This is a genomic window from Endozoicomonas sp. Z74, assembly GCF_057680865.1.
In genome coordinates, this window is sequence record NZ_JBLYZI010000020.1 from 30,290 (window position 1) to 49,059 (window position 18,770).

Genomic DNA, 18,770 nt, shown 5'->3' on the forward strand with positions numbered 1-18,770 from the left:
ATCAATCTTCTGGAGGGCCGGCAGCTTGCTGCTTGCCCTTCTGCTGTTTTCTCCCATCCTGTCTCTGGTGATAGAAGCGCTCGCTCCTGCGGAAGCGCTTTTTGTCCATCTGTGGAATACCGTTCTTGGCAGTTATATTCTCAATACGATTCTGTTGATCGGAGGCGTGGGAGTCCTGGGTGCCACCCTTGCCATCCCTGCCGCCTGGATCATGGCCAACTGCCAGATTCCCGGAAAACGTCAGCTGCAATGGCTGCTGGTACTGCCCCTGGCGATGCCATCCTACGTCGTCGCCTATATCTATACTGACCTCCTGGAATTTGCCGGGCCAGTCCAGAGGGGGATCAGGGCCCTGACCGGATGGCAATCTGCTGCGGATTACTATTTTCCGGAAATACGAAGCCTGGGCGGTGCCATCATCATCCTGTCCCTGGTGCTTTATCCTTACCTTTACCTGATGGCGAGAACGGCTTTTCTGGAGCATTCCAAAAGTCAGGCTCTTGCCAGCCGGCTACTGGGATGTACTCCTCTGCAAAGTTTTTTCCGAGTCTCGCTGCCCATGGCACGCCCGGCTATTATCACCGGCCTGGCGTTAATGGCGATGGAAACCCTGGGGGACTTTGCCACCGTCAGTTATTTCTCGGTTCCGTCTCTGACGACGGCGGTCTACGACACCTGGCTTGGGTATGGAAGCCTGAATGCTGCCGCAAAAATATCAGCCGTGATGTTGCTGGTGGTCATGCTGTTGATCAGCGCTGAAAAAATCAGCCGTCGCAGGCAACAGCTTTATCAGAAAAGCACAGGACAGGATCACCCATCTCCCATTGAACTTACAGGCTGGCTTAAAGGGTTTTGCCTCTGGTGGTGCTGGCTACTGGTCACACTGGGGTTTCTGCTGCCATCCCTGGTTCTGGTGGACTACCTGCTGGTGTACTTCAGGGAATCCTGGAGTGCTGAACTGTTCCAATATGGCATAAACAGTCTGGTGGTTTCCGGTTCAGCTGCAGTGCTGGCCAGCCTGGTAGCCCTGTTTCTGGGGCTCTATCAGCGGTTCAGGAATACTACTCTGGCAAAACTGCCCTCCAGGCTGGTTTCCTCCGGTTATGCGCTGCCAGGAAATGTACTTGCGATCGGGGTATTAATCCCTCTGACCCTGTCCGATCACGGAATCAACTATCTGCTCATTCATTTTGGTTATCCCCCGGTTGGACTGATATTCAGTGGCTCCATTTTTGCCATCATCTTTGCGTATGTTGTCCGCTTTTCAGCCATCGCCGTTGGCAGTGTTGAGTCCAGCCTGGGCAGGGTCTCACCCTCCCTGGATATGGCCAGCCGATCCCTTGGCTGCAATACCCGGGGGATGATCCGCCGTGTCCATATCCCCCTGGTAAGAAAGGGTCTACTGGCAGGCGTTCTGCTGGTCTTTATTGAAAGCATGAAAGAGCTGCCGGCTGCATTACTGCTTCGTCCCTTCAATTTTGAAACCCTGGCCACCTGGGTCTTTCAGTACGTTTCCGATGAAAAGCTGGAGTATGCAGCGCCTGCGGCCCTGGTGCTGGTGCTGGTAGGCCTGATCCCTCTGATTCTCTTAAACCGCTCACTCGACAGGCAGGAGCAGCAATGACCGCCCTTCACATCATTGGACTGGCCTGTGGCTATGGAGAACCCCGTCCCAATTCAGGCGCTGCCCAGACAGCCAGTGAAGGGCAGGTGCTTTCAAACATCAACCTGTCTATTGAAGAGGGGGAAATCGTCTGTCTTCTTGGACGAAGCGGGTGTGGAAAATCCACTCTGCTGAAAGCCATTGCCGGCCTGATTCAACCCGCTGCAGGCGCCATTGACCTCCATGGCAAGGTTGTGAGTACCGCTGACAGTGTCACTCCTCCAGAACAACGGGGCATTGGCATGATTTTCCAGGACTACGCTCTGTTTCCCCATTTGAACGTCTTTGATAACGTGGCTTTTGGGTTGAAAAAACGCTCAGGAAGCGCCGCTGGGGAGCGGGTTAAGGAAATGCTGGACCTGGTCAATCTCCATGGGCTGGAAAAACGGTATCCCCATGAACTCTCAGGGGGGCAGCAGCAGCGGGTCGCCATTGCCCGAGCCCTGGCCAACAAACCTTCACTGTTGTTACTGGATGAGCCTTTTTCCAATATTGACAGCCAGGTTCGCCAGCATCTGGTCAGGGAAATTCGGGATATCCTGAAGCAGCAAAAGGTGGCGGGGTTGTTTGTGACTCACAGCCGGGATGAAGGCTTTGCTTTTGCCGACACCATTGCAGTGATGGGGCAGGGAAGTATTCTGCAGCAGGGTTCTGCTTTTGAGGTTTATCACCAGCCCGGCTCACGGTTTATTGCTGACTTTATGGGCGCGGGAAACTACCTTCCTGCCCGCATCGACGACCATCAACAACTAACAACCCCCCTGGGCAAAATACTGTCCACAACCCCTCTGCCCATTGAGAAGCAGAGGGGGGATCATTCTTTTCAGGAGAATGCTTTTCAGGAAAATACCGTTGAACTCTTTGTCCGCCCTGCAATGATCGAATTACATGAAGCCCGGCAGGAGAACTCAGGTTATCCACAGGCAACCATCGTCAAGCAACAGTTTATGGGAGACAAAATCCGCAGTGAGGTGGAGGTGACTGGCCCACTGCAACCCATTCGTCTGGTAGCCGAGCACACGAACCCAGTCAGGGAGGGCTCCCGGGTAATCATCAACGTGAAACCTCACTCTCTGATTCTGTTTGATGCCGAAGGGGCTGCCACTGGTGATTGAATGTTGATGTAAATCATCTTTATTTTTTTCAGAATGGATATGATCGGGACATCAATAAACAACAGCATCGGAAGGATGATACCATGAGCAGCCAGTTGGCTTTGCTTGATATCAAACTTGTATTGCCGTCCTGGTATAACCAGGACTTTCGCCTCTCCCACGACTTTCCCTCTGCCTGATTCCAGATAACAGAATTTTTTTATTTTCTGTTTTTTTTCAATACCCATCGAGTCTGATACCGCATACCGTTAAATCAAAGGGTACTGACTGTGTTTTCTATGGATATTGAAAAATGAATAACAATCGATTGAATTAAGGATCATCAGCATGAAGCGAATTCCAGAACCTTTCCGTATCAAAATGGTTGAACCCATTCGTATGACCACGGAAGAAGACCGTCAGAAAGCCCTGAAGGAGGCTGGGTACAACCCCTTTCTGCTAAAAAGTGAAGACGTTTATATCGACCTGCTCACCGACTCTGGAACCGGCGCCATGAGTGATGTCCAGTGGGCTGGATTAATGATGGGGGATGAATCCTATGCCGGCAGCCGGAATTACTACAACCTCAGTGAGGCGGTAAAAGATATTTTCAATTACGATCTGACCGTTCCCACTCACCAGGGTCGAGGCGCTGAACAAATTTTATTTCCCTGCCTGATTGAACGAATGAGAAAAGTCAGGGGAGGGGAGACACCGGTCTTTATTTCCAATTACCATTTCGATACTACGGCAGGACACATAGAGCTTAATGGCGGTAAAGCCATCAATGTGGTCACCGAAAAAGCGTTCGACACCACAGCTTATTATGACTGGAAAGGCAACTTCGATCTGGAAAAACTGGAACACACTATTCTGGAGTACGGTTCTAAAAACATTGCGGCCATTATTACCACAATCACCTGCAACAGCTCCGGGGGGCAGCCACTCTCAATGGAGAATATTCGCAGTGTTTACGAAATCGCCAGTCGTTATGACATTCCGGTGGTAATTGATTCCGCACGGTATTGCGAAAATGCGTACTTTATTAAGAAACGTGAGCCGGGCTACGGTGACAAATCCATTCTGGACATCATTCGGGAAATGTACAGTTATGGCGATATGCTGACCATGTCTGCCAAAAAAGACCCAATGGTGAATATTGGTGGTCTTTGTTGCATTCGCAACCATGAGGAACTCTTCCAGGCCGTTCGTACCCGGTGCGTTCCCATGGAAGGTTTTGTCACTTATGGCGGACTGGCGGGGCGGGATATGGAAGCACTGGCCAGAGGGCTGTATGAAGGAGCGGATGAAAACTTCCTGCATTACCGGATCAGCCAGGTGGAATACCTGGGGGAACGGCTGCGTCAGGGCGGTGTTCCCATTCAGTACCCTACTGGAGGCCATGCGGTGTTTGTGGATGCCAGAAAAATGCTTCCCCATATCCCGGGAGACCAGTTCCCGGCCCATGCGCTGTGTAATGAACTCTATCTGGAGTCCGGAGTGCGTGCAGTGGAGATCGGTTCACTCCTGCTTGGAAGGGATCCTGAGACAGGGCAACAGAAAGCGTCTCCCCTTGAATTGATGCGCCTGACGATTCCCCGCCGGGTCTATACCAATGACCATATGGATTACATAGCGGATGCTCTGATTTCCGTTCAGGACCGGGCTGACACTATCCGGGGGCTGACCTTTGACTATGAACCACCGGTTCTCAGGCACTTTACCGCCCGGTTAAAGCCAGTGGAGTAAAGTAAATGCTGGAGGTGCTCCTGCACCTCCTTTCTTCCATCAAATAAGAAGATGCTTTCAACCATTCTGATAAAGATAAATCGCACTTCTTAATTTTCGATAGAAACGCTCTTAAGCACAGTTGATTTATCGCCAGGTAGCAACATAGGAGGCGATAAGGGGGAAAGAGAGCCTGAAACCTCTTTTTTTCTGTGATTACTCCCGCTGCTCATACGGAAAATGATTCGTTTCTGCTGATAGTCATCAGTGCTGTTAAAACCCTTCTTTCTTACTTCTGGCGTTGGATCGCTTTGTTGTACAGGAATAACTTGATTCATGTACTTTGGATACCCTCCATCATCAGTACACTTTTCTGGAAAGGGAGGACACCCAGGAAAATAACCTCCTTTCTCGTTTCTTTCCCTGGCGATTCGCTCTCTTCGTCGCTCTGAGTTTTCCCGGTTATGCCTCTCTGATGGGGTTTCTTCTCTGGGTTCACTGCTCTCAGGGTACCGGCAACCTAAACGACATTCATCATCATCCCCAGGATCAAAAGCACAACCCGACAGGATGACAATAAATAAAAAAGCACTCTGACCTTTCATATTGACCTCCTTTACTGATCATAAAAACAGGAGGAAAATATCAATAATCAAGGCTGGCTTCTCAAAAGCATTTAAAAACCAGCCCTGATGCCAGATAGATCTATCAATACAATACGTAGAGCCAGCCTTTAAGAAACTTCGGTTACTGAAACGTTCTTACCCAAAGTAAAAAGCGTTTCTCTTGCAGGCAAAGCCTGGGAAGTATGACCCGATGTCTCAGTTCGCCAACTGATATCAGGGCTCTCTGTTACAGCGGTGTCGGAGGAGCAGCCTGAAAGCAGAACAACCGCTAGAGCTGCAAGACAACTGCCGATTACTTCTTTCATAACAACCTCTTTATTGTCAACGACTCATGACCTGAGCAAGTATAGCAACCCTGAAAAAGTTACCAGTAAACCGCTTCTTTTCCGTTATTTCCCAATACAGAAGGATGAGAATATCCGTCCCAGCAGGTCATCGCTGGTGAAGGCCCCGGTGATCTCTCCCAAGGCTTTCTGAGCCTGGCGAAGGTCTTCTGCCAGGAGTTCTCCCGCTCCCATATGCTCCAGTTGTAACCGGCCATTCTCCAGGAATTCTCCGGCTCGCCGCAGTGCATCCATATGACGACGACGCGCCGAAAAGCCCCCCTCCATAGCCCCCTCGTAACCCATGCAGGTTTTGAGATGATCCCTCAGAGCATCCAGCCCCGACTGGCTTCTTGCACACACTCTGATCACGGGGACGCCTTCTTCCTGGCTTAACCCAGGCTGTTCGCCCGTTAGATCAATTTTATTACGAATGATGGTCAGCTTATTTTTCTCAGGCAGTCGACTCACAAACTCAGGCCATATGTCATCAGGCTGAGTAGCTGAGGTGGCCGCCCCATCCACCATCAATAACACGCGATCAGCCTCGCCTATGGCCTGAAATGCCCTTTCTACACCGATCTGCTCTACGCGGTCTTCGGTTTCTCTCAGACCAGCAGTATCAATCACATGAAGCGGCATGCCATCAATATGAATATGCTCTTTGAGCACATCCCTTGTGGTTCCGGCAATATCAGTGACGATGGCTGTCTCTTTACCCGCCAATACATTCATCAGGCTCGACTTACCGGCATTGGGCCGACCGGCAATCACCACGGTCATCCCTTCCCTGAGAATGGCCCCCTGGCTGGCTTCGTGAATCACCTCCTGCAGTAACGATGACAGGCTCTGTAGATCCCCTGTTACTTTTCCATCCCCCAGAAAGTCGATTTCTTCTTCCGGAAAGTCGATGGCCGCTTCCACGTAAATTCTTAACTCAATCAACGCTTCAACCAAAGCGTTAACACGCAGAGAAAATGCCCCCTGGAGTGACCTCAAAGCGGAACGGGCGGCCTGTTCCGAGGTGCTATCAATCAGGTCAGCAATGGCCTCTGCCTGGGCAAGATCCATTTTGTCGTTTAAAAAGGCCCGTTCTGAAAACTCACCCGGGTTAGCCTGACGGGCCCCCAGCTCAATGATTCGTTTCAGTAACAGATCAAGAATAACCGGACCACCGTGCCCCTGAAACTCAATAACATCCTCCCCGGTAAATGAGTGGGGGTTGGGAAAATAAAGAGCGATACCTTCATCCAGAGTTTGCCCATCACGGTCATGGAAAGGCCCGTAATGGGCATGACGGGGCTTTGGTTCGATGTTCAGTACATCTCTGGCAATCCCCAGGGCTCCAGGCCCGGAAACCCGAATGATGCCGACACCACCTCTTCCCGGTGCTGTGGCTTGAGCAGCGATGGTATCTTGATGGAGAGCACTGAGGTCAGACATGTCTTTTTACATTCAGGTTAAAACGAGGGCATAGTCTAGCTTGGATGTGACGTCAGTACACTGAAAAATAAAGGTCCCTGAAGCAATAAAAAGGGTCTCTCTGACAAAAGAAAACCGGCAGGTAACAGAGCGTCACCGGCCGGTTCAGACGACAAAGAGAAACGCTAGATTTTGGGGTCAGGGAGCCGTAACCTGGCATTGGCTCGAAGCTGGTTAATATCGTTATCAACAAACGCGTCAGGATTCATGACGTACAGGGTTCTCATCAGGGCAGGCCAGCTACCGTACTCGGGGTACGCTGGAAGCAGCTCAATGGCTACAAGGCTGATAGAACGCCCCTGGGGCACCTCATAAAAGGTGCTTTGATCTTCATACCTGGAAGGGTTTGCCCTGGCTTCCAGAGTTTTACTGATCTTATCGTAGGATCGAGCTTTAACCTGTTCCATGTCATAACTGAGGGCAGATTGACCATTCTTACCCCAGACAGGAGTATTCTCGACAGAAGATTGGCTATCAGCCACTTCCGCTATCTCAATCCTCTCAGCAACCGTCGCAACCTCAGTTACAGACTGCTCGGTAACGACTTCTGATACTGGCTTATCGGGAATGCCTGCAGCAGGCAGTAAACCCTCTTTCGAAGGAAGCCTTAACTTAACATCAGCACGCAGCAGATCAATATCACCATTGATAAAAGCATGGGGGTTCAGCTCAGCCAACTGCGCCATGAGCACCCTCCAACTTCCCATCTCAGGAAAGTCAGGCATCATGTCGTAGGCAATCATACTGAGGCAGTCACCTTCACGAACATCATAAAAATGATTGGAAGGTATGGCCCCCTGACTGGAAAAGCGGGCAAGTGCTGAGTTGATTTCACTATTGCCTCTGTCTTCATCATCATCACGACGATAAGCCATCACAGAAGGGTGATCATCCCCATCCTCTTCCTCTTCCTCTTTTCTGGCCCATATGGGCTGTATCTCCCCTTCTTTTTCTGGAAGGGTCAGCATGACACCAGAACGGAGCCGGTTGATATCTCCATCGATAAACGCTTGAGGATTGAGGGCAACCAGTTCCCTCATCATGATTCGCCAGCTGCCAAATTCAGGATAGTGGGATAGCACTTCCATAGCGATCTGGCTGATTGAGTGGCCAGGCCGGACCGGGTATCGCCCCATCAGTGACTGTTCAATGGCATCCGTGCTTTGCTGAAGATCATCGTCTCTGCGTTGCTTCTTTCTGACCCTGGACTTCATATCCTGAAAGTAGCTGTCCTGACTGGAAACCATTGAGTGTGAGGTTTCTGCCAGTTCCTCTTCTCCGGGTTCTGGTCGTTCAGTGTTGATCAGGTTATAGGCGATGCTGTTCTCCATTTTCTTGACGGGGAGAGAAAAATCATAGGTTCCATATACTTTCTCCCTGCCAACGGACAGCTTCACCACCAACTTCAGCCTTCGAACATCGACTTCCTTATCAGAGCTCACCTTGATATAGGGCTCTCCACGGGCATTTCTTGCCATCCGGAAATGAAGCCTGGCGGCTTCCGGCATGTAATCTACCTGATATCGATAGAAGTCAGTGATCGACCCCAGCTTTACTTTCATTTTCTCATTGGCCTGATCCCTGCTCAGTGCGCCAATAGGAATAATCGCATCAAAGGGAGAGTTCCTGACGGAGTTCAGTTGCAGTGGCCCCAGCTCTGCGGCATGCCCGGCATTGATCAGGCTGTAACTGAAGGCGATGGGTACTATCAGTTTTTTCAGCATGGCTCTGGTCTGTATTGGTTAGCTCTTTAAAGGCGTATTTTGCTATTGAGGGGTATCGGGCCTTCAACTGCCTGCTGCAGGCAAAAGAACCCAGCCTTCTGAAGGAGACGACAGACGGTATACCGGATGGTAAAAATGTCAGAAAAGTGGCAGAAAAGCCGGTAAAGGAGGGAAAAAGAAAAAGGGCGGTAGTATTACCGCCCTTTCCTGATCAACTCTCTTTTTCTATTTTTTTGGTAATGATGTACTGCTGGATAATCGACAGAACGTTGTTGGTCACCCAGTACAGAACCAGCCCGGCAGGGAACCAGAGGAAGAAGAAGGTGAATATCACTGGCATCATCTTCATCACCTTGGCCTGAACGGGATCAGGAGGTGTCGGGTTCAGCAGTTGCTGGGCAAACATGGACGCCCCCATGATCAACGGCAGGATGAAGTAGGGGTCCATCTGGGACAGATCCTGAATCCATCCCAGCCAGGGAGCCTGCCTCAACTCAACCGACTCAAGCAGCGTCCAGTACAGGGCAATAAACACCGGCATCTGCACAAGAATGGGCAGGCAGCCCCCCATGGGGTTAACCTTCTCTTTCTTGTAGAGCTCCATCATCGCCTGGGACATTTTCTGACGGTCATCACCAAACTGCTCTTTCATTTGCTGAAGCCTTGGCCCCAGTTTGCGCATCTTGGCCATGGACCGGAAGCTGGTAGCATTCAGGGGGTAGAATACCCCTTTCACCAGCACCGTCAGCAGAATAATGGACCAGCCCCAGTTGCCAACCACAGAGTGAATCCACTTCAGGATGCTGAACAGAGGCTGTGCCAGGAACCACAACATACCGTAATCCACGGTAAGCTCCAGGCCACTGGCCAGGGATTTCAACGTCTCCTGATTCTTGGGCCCCGCATAAAGAGTGGCTCCCAATTTCGCCGTCTCACCGGGCTTCAGAGAAAACGGCTGGTCATAGAACCCCACAAAGTTATAGGCACCGTCTCTGCTTTTTTTGGTGTAAAACTGATGAGATTCATTCTGGTTGGGTACCCATGCACTGACAAAGTAGTGCTGAAGCATCGCGGCATAACCAGCCTCGACCTTTTCTCCAAAAGGTTTCTTGGCAATATCGTCAAACGAATGCTTGCTGTAAGGCTCATCATTAGAGCGGACAGCAGCCCCCAGGAAAGTATTCATGGGCGCTTTTGAATTCGCCTGGCTGGGGTCTTCAGAGTTATCCCGCTTTAACTGGGCGTAAAACTGGTCTTTCCACTCTTTGTCGCTGTTGTTGGCAATCAGATAATCCACCTGGATGCCATAACTGCCACGGTCAAAGGTATAGCGTTTGGTGATATCAATACCGTCCTTGCTCTTGTGCAGGTCAACCACCAACTGCTTCTCCCCCTGAACAAGGGTGTAGCTTGATTGACTGGAACGGTACAGGCCCCGCTGATTATCGGCATCCGGCCCATCGGTTCTTGCCAGAGCGCTCTGGGCGGTGAAAACACAAGTGGCTTCTGTATTGCAGTCCGGATTATTCACCAGAAGCTGGAAGGGCACAGAAGTTTCACCTTCTTCAGGAAGCCAGCTGGGGTATTTGGGCAGGGTCAGGTTGATAATATCGCCACCGGCCGGGTCAATCAGTGCATCAATGGTATCGGTTTTGACACTGATTAGCTGGGCGGAAGGTTTTGAGGCGCCAGCCTCTGTTACAGGAACAGAAGAGGATTCGCCCAGGGCAGGCATGTCAGTACCAGCACTGCTGCTGGATACGGATTGAACTACCGGTGCCGACTTTGCCGTGCTGGGGTAGTCTTCATTCCATTGCTTTAGTGTTACTACACCAACTACAGCAATGGCGCCGATCAAGAGTGTTCTTTGGAAATCCATGAGTTCCGGGCCACACATTCAGGTGAATGAATATGATTGTCTGATTGTGTCCGATGATCACCGGAGTGCTTTTCCGGTACCGGGTCAAAGCCTCCTGGATGCCAGGGATGGCAGCGGAGTAGTCGGAGCAAGATAAGCTTGCTGCCTGTCAGAAAACCATGACGATCTAGAGCTTCCAGGCCATAGGCAGAGCAGGAAGGATAAAAGCGACAACGGCTGGGCAGCAGAGGGCTCAGCGCATAGCGGTATACCTTGATCAACCCGGTTGCCAGGTGCCGGGGGATACTTGCCAGTCTGACCATGTCAATGCCTGTAGCGTGTCAGAGTCTCTCAAAAGAACCTGTTGGCAACAGAAGCTTCTGAGTAATACAGGGTGAAAAAACCTGGAAGAGTAAAACAGGAAAGGTGAAGCCTGCTTTTCCTGCTACTCAGTTGGCTGATTCGTTCAGGTTTGAGGATATCAGGGAAGTCAGAAAATTACGCCGGGGCTTGCCACTCACTGTGCCGCCGTTTCAACTTAGCCCACTGCCTGGCCAGAATCTGGTTCAGTTCACTGTCTTGCAGTTCACCAAAGCCTTTTCGGACCAGCACAACAATATCCAGGTTACCTATTTCATCCTGCTGTAGACGAAAGGTTTCCCGGATATGGCGCTTGGCCCTGTTTCGGCCTGCGGCAGTACGAATATTCTTTTTGGCAACAACCAGCCCCAGTCTGGGGTGAGGCCGCTCATTAACCTTTGCCAGGATCAGGAGCTGCCGGCTGGACACCTTGATATCCGTTGTATCGAACACCTGCTTGAAATCAGCCGCGGAGCATAGTCGCAATTCACGACCGAAAGAGTAGCTCACACTGATAGCCTCAATCAGGCTGACAGGCGCTTACGACCCTTTGCTCTGCGACGGTTGATAACCGCACGGCCATTCTTGGTAGCCATGCGTGCACGGAAGCCGTGGTTACGCTTGCGCTTCAGGTTGCTTGGCTGAAATGTTCTTTTCATCTTGGTTACTCGTCTTTAATGGACTTACAAAAGACGGGCATTCTAAGTAATTGCTGGATTAGCGTCAATTTGCATTTGTCAAGAACAGCCACATTTCTATCCGTCGTTCTAACTAGTCTTCTTCGCATCTATATATAGGTGGTTACAGGAAGACCTGCTCACCTGAAAAGTCAGGTCAGGATTCACAAAGGAAGCTCAATGAGACTGTGCTGTTTTGAGCACTACCTCTATCAAATAAATATGAAATAGTATCTCTTTACTTGTGTGTGTTTAGTTTTAGATATAACTATTAGGGGGCACGCAAGGTGTGGATAAGTTGCATTTGCCCTTGAAAATACTGGGTTGCGGCTTGTTGATCAGGTTGTATAAATCCAGAAGTTACCCTGTTTTTTTGTTGCTGACAGGGTGTGGATAACTGGCTGCCTTATCCACAACTCAAAACAATCCTTATTTACTCACAGGATGAACAGGTACTTCCATGGCTTTGATGAACAACCCTGCCCACAATTGAAAACCATAAAATCAGGGGTAATATTTCCCTGGGAATTTCTTTTAACATATTGATATTAAAGTAAAATATCAGTGTCTAACTGATAGTGTCGATTTTTGGGAGGTGTGGATAACTTTTTCTGAACAGGATACAATTTGGGTTTGTTTATCCATTCTGAATTTGCACCCTGAAGGTCTTCAGCAGGCTGTCTGACCGGCTTCAGTGCTATCCGCCATCGGATCTGTATCAGGAGAGTGCCTGTGCCCCTTGAGCTCTGGCAGAAATGCGTTGATATGTTGCAGGATGAGCTGTCCTCACAGCAGTTCAATACCTGGATTCGTCCCCTGAAAGTGATGGGGGATGAACATGATTTGTGTCTGCTGGCCCCCAACCGGTTTGTGGCGGACTGGGTCAAGGAAAAGTTTCTGCCTCGAATAGAGGAGATTCTTGATGACCTCTCTCAGGGCGACTCCCCAGCTGTGGCGCTGGCGGTTTCAAATAGACGTCCTCCGTCGTTAAGTAAGCGAGGTCCTGCTCCTGCAAGACCAAGCCGGTTCTCCGAGCCGGATGCAGCGCCTGTAGCAATGGCTGAGCAAAGTAAAGCGGTTGAAAAACCAAAAGTCAGTGGAAACCCCCTGAGACGCAAGTCTGTTGAGACATCAAGGGTGACCCATGAGCTGGTCTCCACGCTGCCTGTGGCCACAGACAAAACCCCGGAACCGGATCTGGTATCGGAGCTTGCCAAAGTAAGGCCTGAGCAGGAGAGGCTGGTTGAGGAAAAAGTCCCTGTAAAAGTCAATCCATTGAAAGAGGTTGACTCCGCCAGGACTCCTGAGGAGCAGCCCGCGCCCGGGGGGCGCCAGGTTGAGGTTGAGGGATCCATAAAGCACCATGGCTCCCTGAATACCGGGTTTACCTTTGAAACCTTTGTAGAAGGTAAATCCAACCAGCTTGCTCTGGCGGCAGCACGTCAGGTGGCTGAAAATCCCGGGGCTTCTTATAACCCTTTGTTTCTATACGGCGGGGTTGGCCTGGGTAAAACTCACTTGATGCACGCAGTGGGTAACTTCCTGGTCAAACAGAATCGAAATGCCAGAGTCGTTTATTTGCATTCAGAGCGATTTGTGGCTGATATGGTCAAGGCTTTACAGCTGAATGCCATCAATGATTTTAAAAAGTACTATCGATCTGTTGATGCCCTGCTGATTGATGACATCCAGTTTTTTGCCGGAAAAGAGCGCTCCCAGGAAGAGTTCTTTCATACCTTTAATGCGCTTCTTGAAGGGGGTCAGCAGATGATTCTGACCTGTGATCGTTACCCCAAAGAGATCAATGGGGTTGAAGAGCGCCTCAAGTCCCGTTTTGGCTGGGGGCTGACGGTTGCCGTTGAGCCTCCTGAACTGGAGACCCGGGTAGCCATTCTGATGAAGAAAGCGGAGCAGCAGAAAGTTGAGCTGCCCCATGAAGCGGCATTTTTTATTGCCCAGAGAATTCGCTCCAATGTTCGTGAACTGGAAGGGGCATTGAAGCGGGTGATTGCCAGTGCGCACTTTATGGGCAGACGCATTGATATTGACCTGATCCGGGAATCCCTGAAAGACCTGTTGGCTTTGCAGGATAAACAGGTCAGTATAGATAATATCCAGAGGACTGTTGCAGAGTATTACAAAATCAAAGTAGCTGATATTTTGTCCAAGCGACGCAGCCGCTCTGTTGCCCGTCCTCGCCAGATCGCCATGGCCCTTTCCAAAGAGCTGACCAGCCACAGCCTGCCCGAAATAGGGGATGCTTATGGAGGCCGCGATCATACTACGGTTCTTCATGCCTGCCGTAAGGTGAAGGAGCTGGTGGAAGCGGATGGTGAAATCCGTGGTGACTACAAAAATTTATTGCGGTCCCTGACCAGTTAATTACGCTGTATTCAAGTTTATCGAGAAGGGCATTACAGGCCTTTCGGCTAGCCAAGAGAAAGGAAAGCGATGAAATTTACCATCAATCGGGAAGCATTGCTTAAGCCACTGCAGCTTGTTGCCGGCGTGGTTGAACGCAGGCAGACCCTGCCTGTTCTGTCGAACGTGCTTATGGTTGTAGATGGCAACCAGTTATCTCTGACCGGTACCGATCTGGAGGTTGAACTGGTGGGGCGTGTAGCCCTGGAAGAAGTGTCCGAGTCCGGTGAGATTACGGTTCCTGCCAGAAAGCTGATGGATATCTGCAAGTCATTGCCTGAAAACACAATGATTGAGGTTCATCAGGATGACCAGCGGGTCAAGCTGAAAGCCGGGCGTTCCCGGTTCACACTGTCGACGCTTCCTGCCAATGAATTCCCCAGCATCGAAGAAGAAGCGGGCTCAATGAACTTTACCATTGGCCAGTCCCGTCTTCGCCGTCTGATTGATCGCACGGGCTTTGCTATGGCGCAGCAGGACGTCCGCTATTACCTTAATGGTATGTTGATCGAGGTCAGCCAGAACTGTTTGCGAGCAGTGGCTACTGATGGCCATCGTCTTGCCATGTGCAGTGTGGATGCGGATATCAATCAGCAGGATACTCATCAGGTGATCGTGCCACGGAAGGGAATTCTGGAAATGGCCCGCTTGCTGACAGAGGGAGAAGAGAGCGTACACATCACCCTGGGAGCCAATCATATACGGGCCAAAACCGGTGATTTCATGTTTACCTCAAAGCTGGTGGACGGCAAGTTTCCTGACTATGAAAGAGTGCTTCCCAGAGGCGGGGATAAAATCATCATTGGTGATCGACAGGAGCTCCGTCAGGCTTTTCAGAGGGCATCGATTCTCTCTAATGAAAAGTACCGGGGCATTCGCTTGATCCTTTCCGATGGGCAATTGAAAGTGATCGCCAACAACCCGGAACAAGAAGAAGCAGAAGAAGAGTTAAATCTGGCTTACCATGGCGATTCTATGGAAGTGGGTTTCAATGTCAGCTACCTGCTGGACGTTCTCTCAGTGCTTTCCGGTGAGTCAGTGAAAATCACCCTTTCAGATCCGAATAGCAGTGCCCTGCTGGAAGAGTCTGAATCGGGAGATTCCACTTATGTTGTTATGCCTATGCGCCTCTAAGTAAACAGAGAAGCCCGGTGCAAAGCCGGGCTTCCCTGTTTTTGGGCTTACTGGCAGGGCGACCCGAGTCGACATTCAATACCCTTATGATTCAGCAGCTTACCATTTCCAATATTCGCAATTTATCTTCCGCTTCTCTGGCTCCATCTCCTTCGGTAAATGTTCTCTATGGTTTTAATGGCAGTGGCAAGACCAGTGTGCTTGAGTCCATACACTTGTTGGGCGTTGCCCGATCCTTTCGAACAACAAAAATCAAACCGGTGATTAATCGTGACTCTGAGCAGTGCACGGTTTTTGCCAAAGTGACTCAGCAGTCCGGTGGGGTTATACCTGTAGGGGTCTCTCGAAACCTGAGGGATGAGTCATTGCAAATTCGGGTTTCCGGGGAAAGTCTCCGGTCCACCTCTGAACTTGCCCGGTTGTTGCCGCTTCAGGTTGTGAATCCTGATACGTTCAAGTTGCTTGAAGGATCCCCAAAGTCGAGGAGAAATTTTATCGACTGGGGAGTGTTTCACGTGAAACATCAGGATTTTTTCCCTCTCTGGAAAAGAATGCAGAAAGCACTGAAACAGCGGAACAGTTTGCTTCGACATGGTAGAATAAACGGTTCTGAATTGCCTTCGTGGAATCTGGAGTTTGTAAAATCGGCCAGTGCGATTGATCAGTTGCGTGACAACTACATGAAGCAGCTGCTCCCGGTATTCCATGAAGTACTATCCGAGCTCTGCGATCCAGGTGACTTATCACTTAGTTACTATCGAGGCTGGGATCGAGAGCGAGACCTGCTGGATGTTTTGCAGGATGGCCTTTCTCGGGATGTTCAATCGGGCTACACCCATTCAGGTCCACAAAGGGCTGATTTGAGAGTTCGATTGGGGAAAGCCAATGCGGTGGATATTTTATCCCGTGGGCAGTTGAAACTGGTGGTTTGCGCACTGAAACTGGCTCAAGGCTTTTTGTACCGGGAACTGAGCGGCAGGCAATGTGTCTTTCTTGTTGATGACCTGCCATCTGAGCTTGATATTCCCCACAGGCAGGCGCTTTGTCGACTGTTTCAAAAAATGAAATGTCAGACCTTCATCACCTGTGTTGAGAAGGCGGCACTGGAAAATTGCTGGTTGCCCGAAACAGAGGTAAAAGTGTTTCACGTGAAACATGGGCAAATTGAATTGGATGAAAACCCTGGTCAGCAGACGTTTCGCCAGGCTGAATCTTTGGAGATAGAGCATGAGTGAACAAAATTACAACGCTTCCAATATCAAGGTCCTGAAGGGCCTGGATGCGGTTCGCAAGCGCCCGGGGATGTATATCGGCGATACCGACGATGGCACCGGCCTGCACCACATGGTATTTGAAGTGGTGGATAACTCCATTGATGAGGCGCTTGCGGGGTTCTGTAACAAGATTTCTGTAATCATTCATCCGGATGAGTCCATTACCGTTAAAGATAATGGCCGGGGCATTCCCGTGGATATCCATGAAGAGGAAGGGGTATCTGCAGCGGAAGTGATCATGACCGTGCTTCATGCAGGCGGTAAATTTGATGACAACACCTATAAAGTTTCCGGCGGGCTTCACGGGGTTGGCGTCTCTGTGGTTAACGCACTGTCCAGTCAGTTAAAGCTGACGATTCGTCGTAATGGGCAGGTACACCAGCAGATTTATCAACAGGGTGTCCCTCAGGAGCCCATGAAGGTCATTGGAGAGACCGATGTATCCGGTACCGAGGTCCATTTCATCCCCTCTCCTGATACTTTTTCCAATATCCAGTTCAGCTACGAGATCCTGGCCAAGCGGCTGAGGGAGCTTTCTTTCCTGAACTCCGGTGTTTATATCCAGCTCACCGATGAGCGAACTGGAAAGGTGGATGACTTTAAGTATGATGGGGGATTGAAAGCCTTTGTTGAGCACCTGAACCAGAACAAAACTACGATCAATAAGGTGTTTCATTTCAATATGACCCGTGAAGACGGGATCGGTGTTGAAGTGGCGATGCAGTGGAATGACGGGTTTCAGGAAGGCATTTTCTGCTTCACCAACAACATTCCCCAGCGTGATGGTGGAACCCACCTGGCAGGTTTCAGGGCGGCGCTGACCCGAAACCTGAACACTTACATTGAAAGGGAAGGCTTCCAGAAAAACGCCAAAGTGGCTACTTCCGGAGATGATGCCCGGGAAGGGTTAACGGCCATTATTTCGGTCAAAGTGCCGGATCCCAAGTTCTCTTCCCAGACCAAGGACAAGCTGGTTTCCTCGGAAGTGAAGTCGGCGGTAGAGCAGGAAATGAGTAAGTACCTGGGTGATTACCTGATTGAAAATCCTCAGGAAGCCAAAGCGGTTGTCGGCAAAATGCTGGACGCTGCCAGGGCCAGGGAAGCTGCTCGTAAGGCGAGGGAAATGACCCGTCGTAAAGGTGCACTGGATATTGCCGGGTTGCCTGGAAAGCTGGCTGATTGCCAGGAGAAAGACCCAGCCCTGTCTGAACTCTACATAGTGGAGGGTGACTCTGCAGGAGGTTCTGCCAAGCAAGGGCGAAACCGGAAAACCCAGGCCATTCTGCCCCTGAAGGGTAAAATCCTGAATGTGGAAAAAGCCCGCTTTGACAAGATGCTGTCTTCCCAGGAAGTGGGTACTTTGATCACTGCGCTGGGCTGCGGGATTGGCCGGACAGAATTTAATATCGATAAGCTTCGCTATCACAACATCATTATTATGACTGATGCGGATGTGGACGGTTCTCACATTCGTACGCTGCTGCTGACGTTCTTCTTCCGGCAGATGCCTGAACTGATTGAGCGGGGCTATATCTACATCGCTCAGCCTCCACTCTATAAGGTGAAGCGGGGTAAGCAGGAGCAATACCTCAAGGATGATCCGGCCCTGGATGAATACCTGACTCAGTCAGCACTGGAAAATGCCAGCCTGCATGTGAATGAAAATGCTCCGGGCATTGCCGACCAGGCTCTGGAAGAGCTGGTGAAGGATTTCCGGGAAGTGCATGCCATTGCAGACCGGCTTTCCAGGGTTTACCCCGTTGAGGTACTTCGTGAGATGATCTACATGCCTGCGCTTACAGAGCAGAGCCTGACGGATCGTGACACCATGCAACAGTGGGTTGAAGAGCTGGCCAAAAGGATAGAAGAGCTGAAGGTGTCTGGCAGTACGATGTCCTTTGAATTAACGGAAGATAAGGAGCTGAATGCCTGGCTTCCGAAAGTGACCATCATTGCCCATGGTATTCCCAGCGAATACAGTTGGAACGCTGATTTCTTCTCTTCTGTTAACTACAGCCGTATTACCGGGCTTGGCCAGCAGCTTCAGGGCCTGATTGAAGAGGGGGCGTTTATCCAGAAAGGGGAGCGCAAACGGGAAGTTACTTCCTTTGAAGAAGCCCTGGACTGGCTGATGAGTGAATCCACCAAGCGCCATTACATTCAGCGTTATAAGGGACTTGGGGAGATGAACCCGGACCAGCTCTGGGAGACCACTATGGATCCCGATGTCCGGAGGATGCTCAAGGTGACCATCGACGATGCCATTGCGGCTGATCAGATCTTCAATACCCTGATGGGGGATCATGTGGAGCCTCGAAGAGAGTTTATTGAGAGCAACGCTCTTCAGGTTGCAAACCTCGACATCTAATCTCTGGCTCAAAGTGCAGGCAGTAACAGAGTGGTTGC

Annotated in this window: 15 protein-coding genes; 7 read left to right on the top strand and 8 right to left on the bottom strand. The window is 50.4% G+C overall.

Features of this window, described 5'->3' with window-relative positions; genetic code table 11:
* Positions 1–25 precede the first annotated feature (25 nt).
* From ACNRUY_RS08150 to ACNRUY_RS08160, 3 genes are all read left to right on the top strand, one after another.
* Entirely contained in the window at positions 26–1,624 is a 1,599-nt protein-coding gene (locus ACNRUY_RS08150) for an ABC transporter permease (RefSeq protein ID WP_488111157.1), read from the top strand.
* Complete coding sequence (locus tag ACNRUY_RS08155; protein WP_488111158.1) at positions 1,621–2,778, top strand: ABC transporter ATP-binding protein; 1,158 nt, start codon at positions 1,621–1,623, stop codon at positions 2,776–2,778. Before ACNRUY_RS08150 ends, ACNRUY_RS08155 begins: the two co-directional genes overlap by 4 nt.
* Positions 2,779–3,105: 327 nt before the next feature.
* Positions 3,106–4,506 (top strand): tryptophanase, encoded by a 1,401-nt coding sequence (locus ACNRUY_RS08160; protein ID WP_488111159.1) that lies wholly within the window; start codon positions 3,106–3,108, stop codon positions 4,504–4,506.
* Positions 4,507–4,595: 89 nt separating this feature from the next.
* On the opposite strand, the gene ACNRUY_RS08165 is transcribed toward ACNRUY_RS08160, so the two are convergent.
* From ACNRUY_RS08165 to rpmH, 8 genes are all read right to left on the bottom strand, one after another.
* A complete protein-coding gene (locus ACNRUY_RS08165; RefSeq protein WP_488111160.1) occupies positions 4,596–5,090 on the bottom strand; it encodes a hypothetical protein in 495 nt (164 codons plus the stop codon).
* A 128-nt stretch (positions 5,091–5,218) separates the two neighbouring features.
* Positions 5,219–5,416 (bottom strand): YgdI/YgdR family lipoprotein, encoded by a 198-nt coding sequence (locus ACNRUY_RS08170; protein ID WP_488111161.1) that lies wholly within the window; start codon positions 5,414–5,416, stop codon positions 5,219–5,221.
* An 84-nt stretch (positions 5,417–5,500) separates the two neighbouring features.
* Complete coding sequence (gene mnmE / locus ACNRUY_RS08175) at positions 5,501–6,877, bottom strand: tRNA uridine-5-carboxymethylaminomethyl(34) synthesis GTPase MnmE (protein WP_488111162.1); 1,377 nt, start codon at positions 6,875–6,877, stop codon at positions 5,501–5,503.
* A gap of 164 nt (positions 6,878–7,041) precedes the next feature.
* A complete protein-coding gene (locus ACNRUY_RS08180) occupies positions 7,042–8,640 on the bottom strand; it encodes a FimV/HubP-related protein (RefSeq protein WP_488111163.1) in 1,599 nt (532 codons plus the stop codon).
* Between the two features lie 211 nt (positions 8,641–8,851).
* Positions 8,852–10,519 (bottom strand): membrane protein insertase YidC, encoded by a 1,668-nt coding sequence (gene yidC / locus ACNRUY_RS08185; RefSeq protein WP_488111164.1) that lies wholly within the window; start codon positions 10,517–10,519, stop codon positions 8,852–8,854.
* Positions 10,495–10,821, bottom strand: a complete 327-nt coding sequence (gene yidD, locus ACNRUY_RS08190) for a membrane protein insertion efficiency factor YidD (RefSeq protein ID WP_488111165.1) — start codon at positions 10,819–10,821, stop codon at positions 10,495–10,497. The genes yidC and yidD overlap by 25 nt, the downstream gene beginning before the upstream one ends.
* Positions 10,822–10,996: 175 nt before the next feature.
* Positions 10,997–11,368, bottom strand: coding sequence for a ribonuclease P protein component (rnpA, locus tag ACNRUY_RS08195; protein WP_488111166.1), 372 nt, complete (start codon positions 11,366–11,368; stop codon positions 10,997–10,999).
* A 14-nt stretch (positions 11,369–11,382) separates the two neighbouring features.
* Positions 11,383–11,517: a 50S ribosomal protein L34 gene (gene rpmH / locus ACNRUY_RS08200; protein ID WP_081622094.1), complete on the bottom strand. Its 135-nt coding sequence runs from the start codon at positions 11,515–11,517 to the stop codon at positions 11,383–11,385.
* 744 nt (positions 11,518–12,261) lie between these two features.
* Here rpmH and dnaA point away from each other — a divergent pair.
* The 4 genes from dnaA (at position 12,262) to gyrB (ending at position 18,732) form a co-directional block, all read left to right on the top strand.
* Positions 12,262–13,917, top strand: coding sequence for a chromosomal replication initiator protein DnaA (gene dnaA, locus ACNRUY_RS08205; RefSeq protein WP_488111167.1), 1,656 nt, complete (start codon positions 12,262–12,264; stop codon positions 13,915–13,917).
* Positions 13,918–13,986: 69 nt separating this feature from the next.
* The gene (gene dnaN, locus ACNRUY_RS08210) at positions 13,987–15,090 is read left to right on the top strand and encodes a DNA polymerase III subunit beta (RefSeq protein WP_488111168.1); all 1,104 of its coding nucleotides are present in this window, start codon (positions 13,987–13,989) and stop codon (positions 15,088–15,090) included.
* Between the two features lie 17 nt (positions 15,091–15,107).
* Complete coding sequence (gene recF / locus ACNRUY_RS08215) at positions 15,108–16,325, top strand: DNA replication/repair protein RecF (protein ID WP_488111169.1); 1,218 nt, start codon at positions 15,108–15,110, stop codon at positions 16,323–16,325.
* Positions 16,318–18,732, top strand: coding sequence for a DNA topoisomerase (ATP-hydrolyzing) subunit B (gene gyrB, locus ACNRUY_RS08220; RefSeq protein WP_488111170.1), 2,415 nt, complete (start codon positions 16,318–16,320; stop codon positions 18,730–18,732). Before recF ends, gyrB begins: the two co-directional genes overlap by 8 nt.
* Positions 18,733–18,770: the final 38 nt, after the last annotated feature.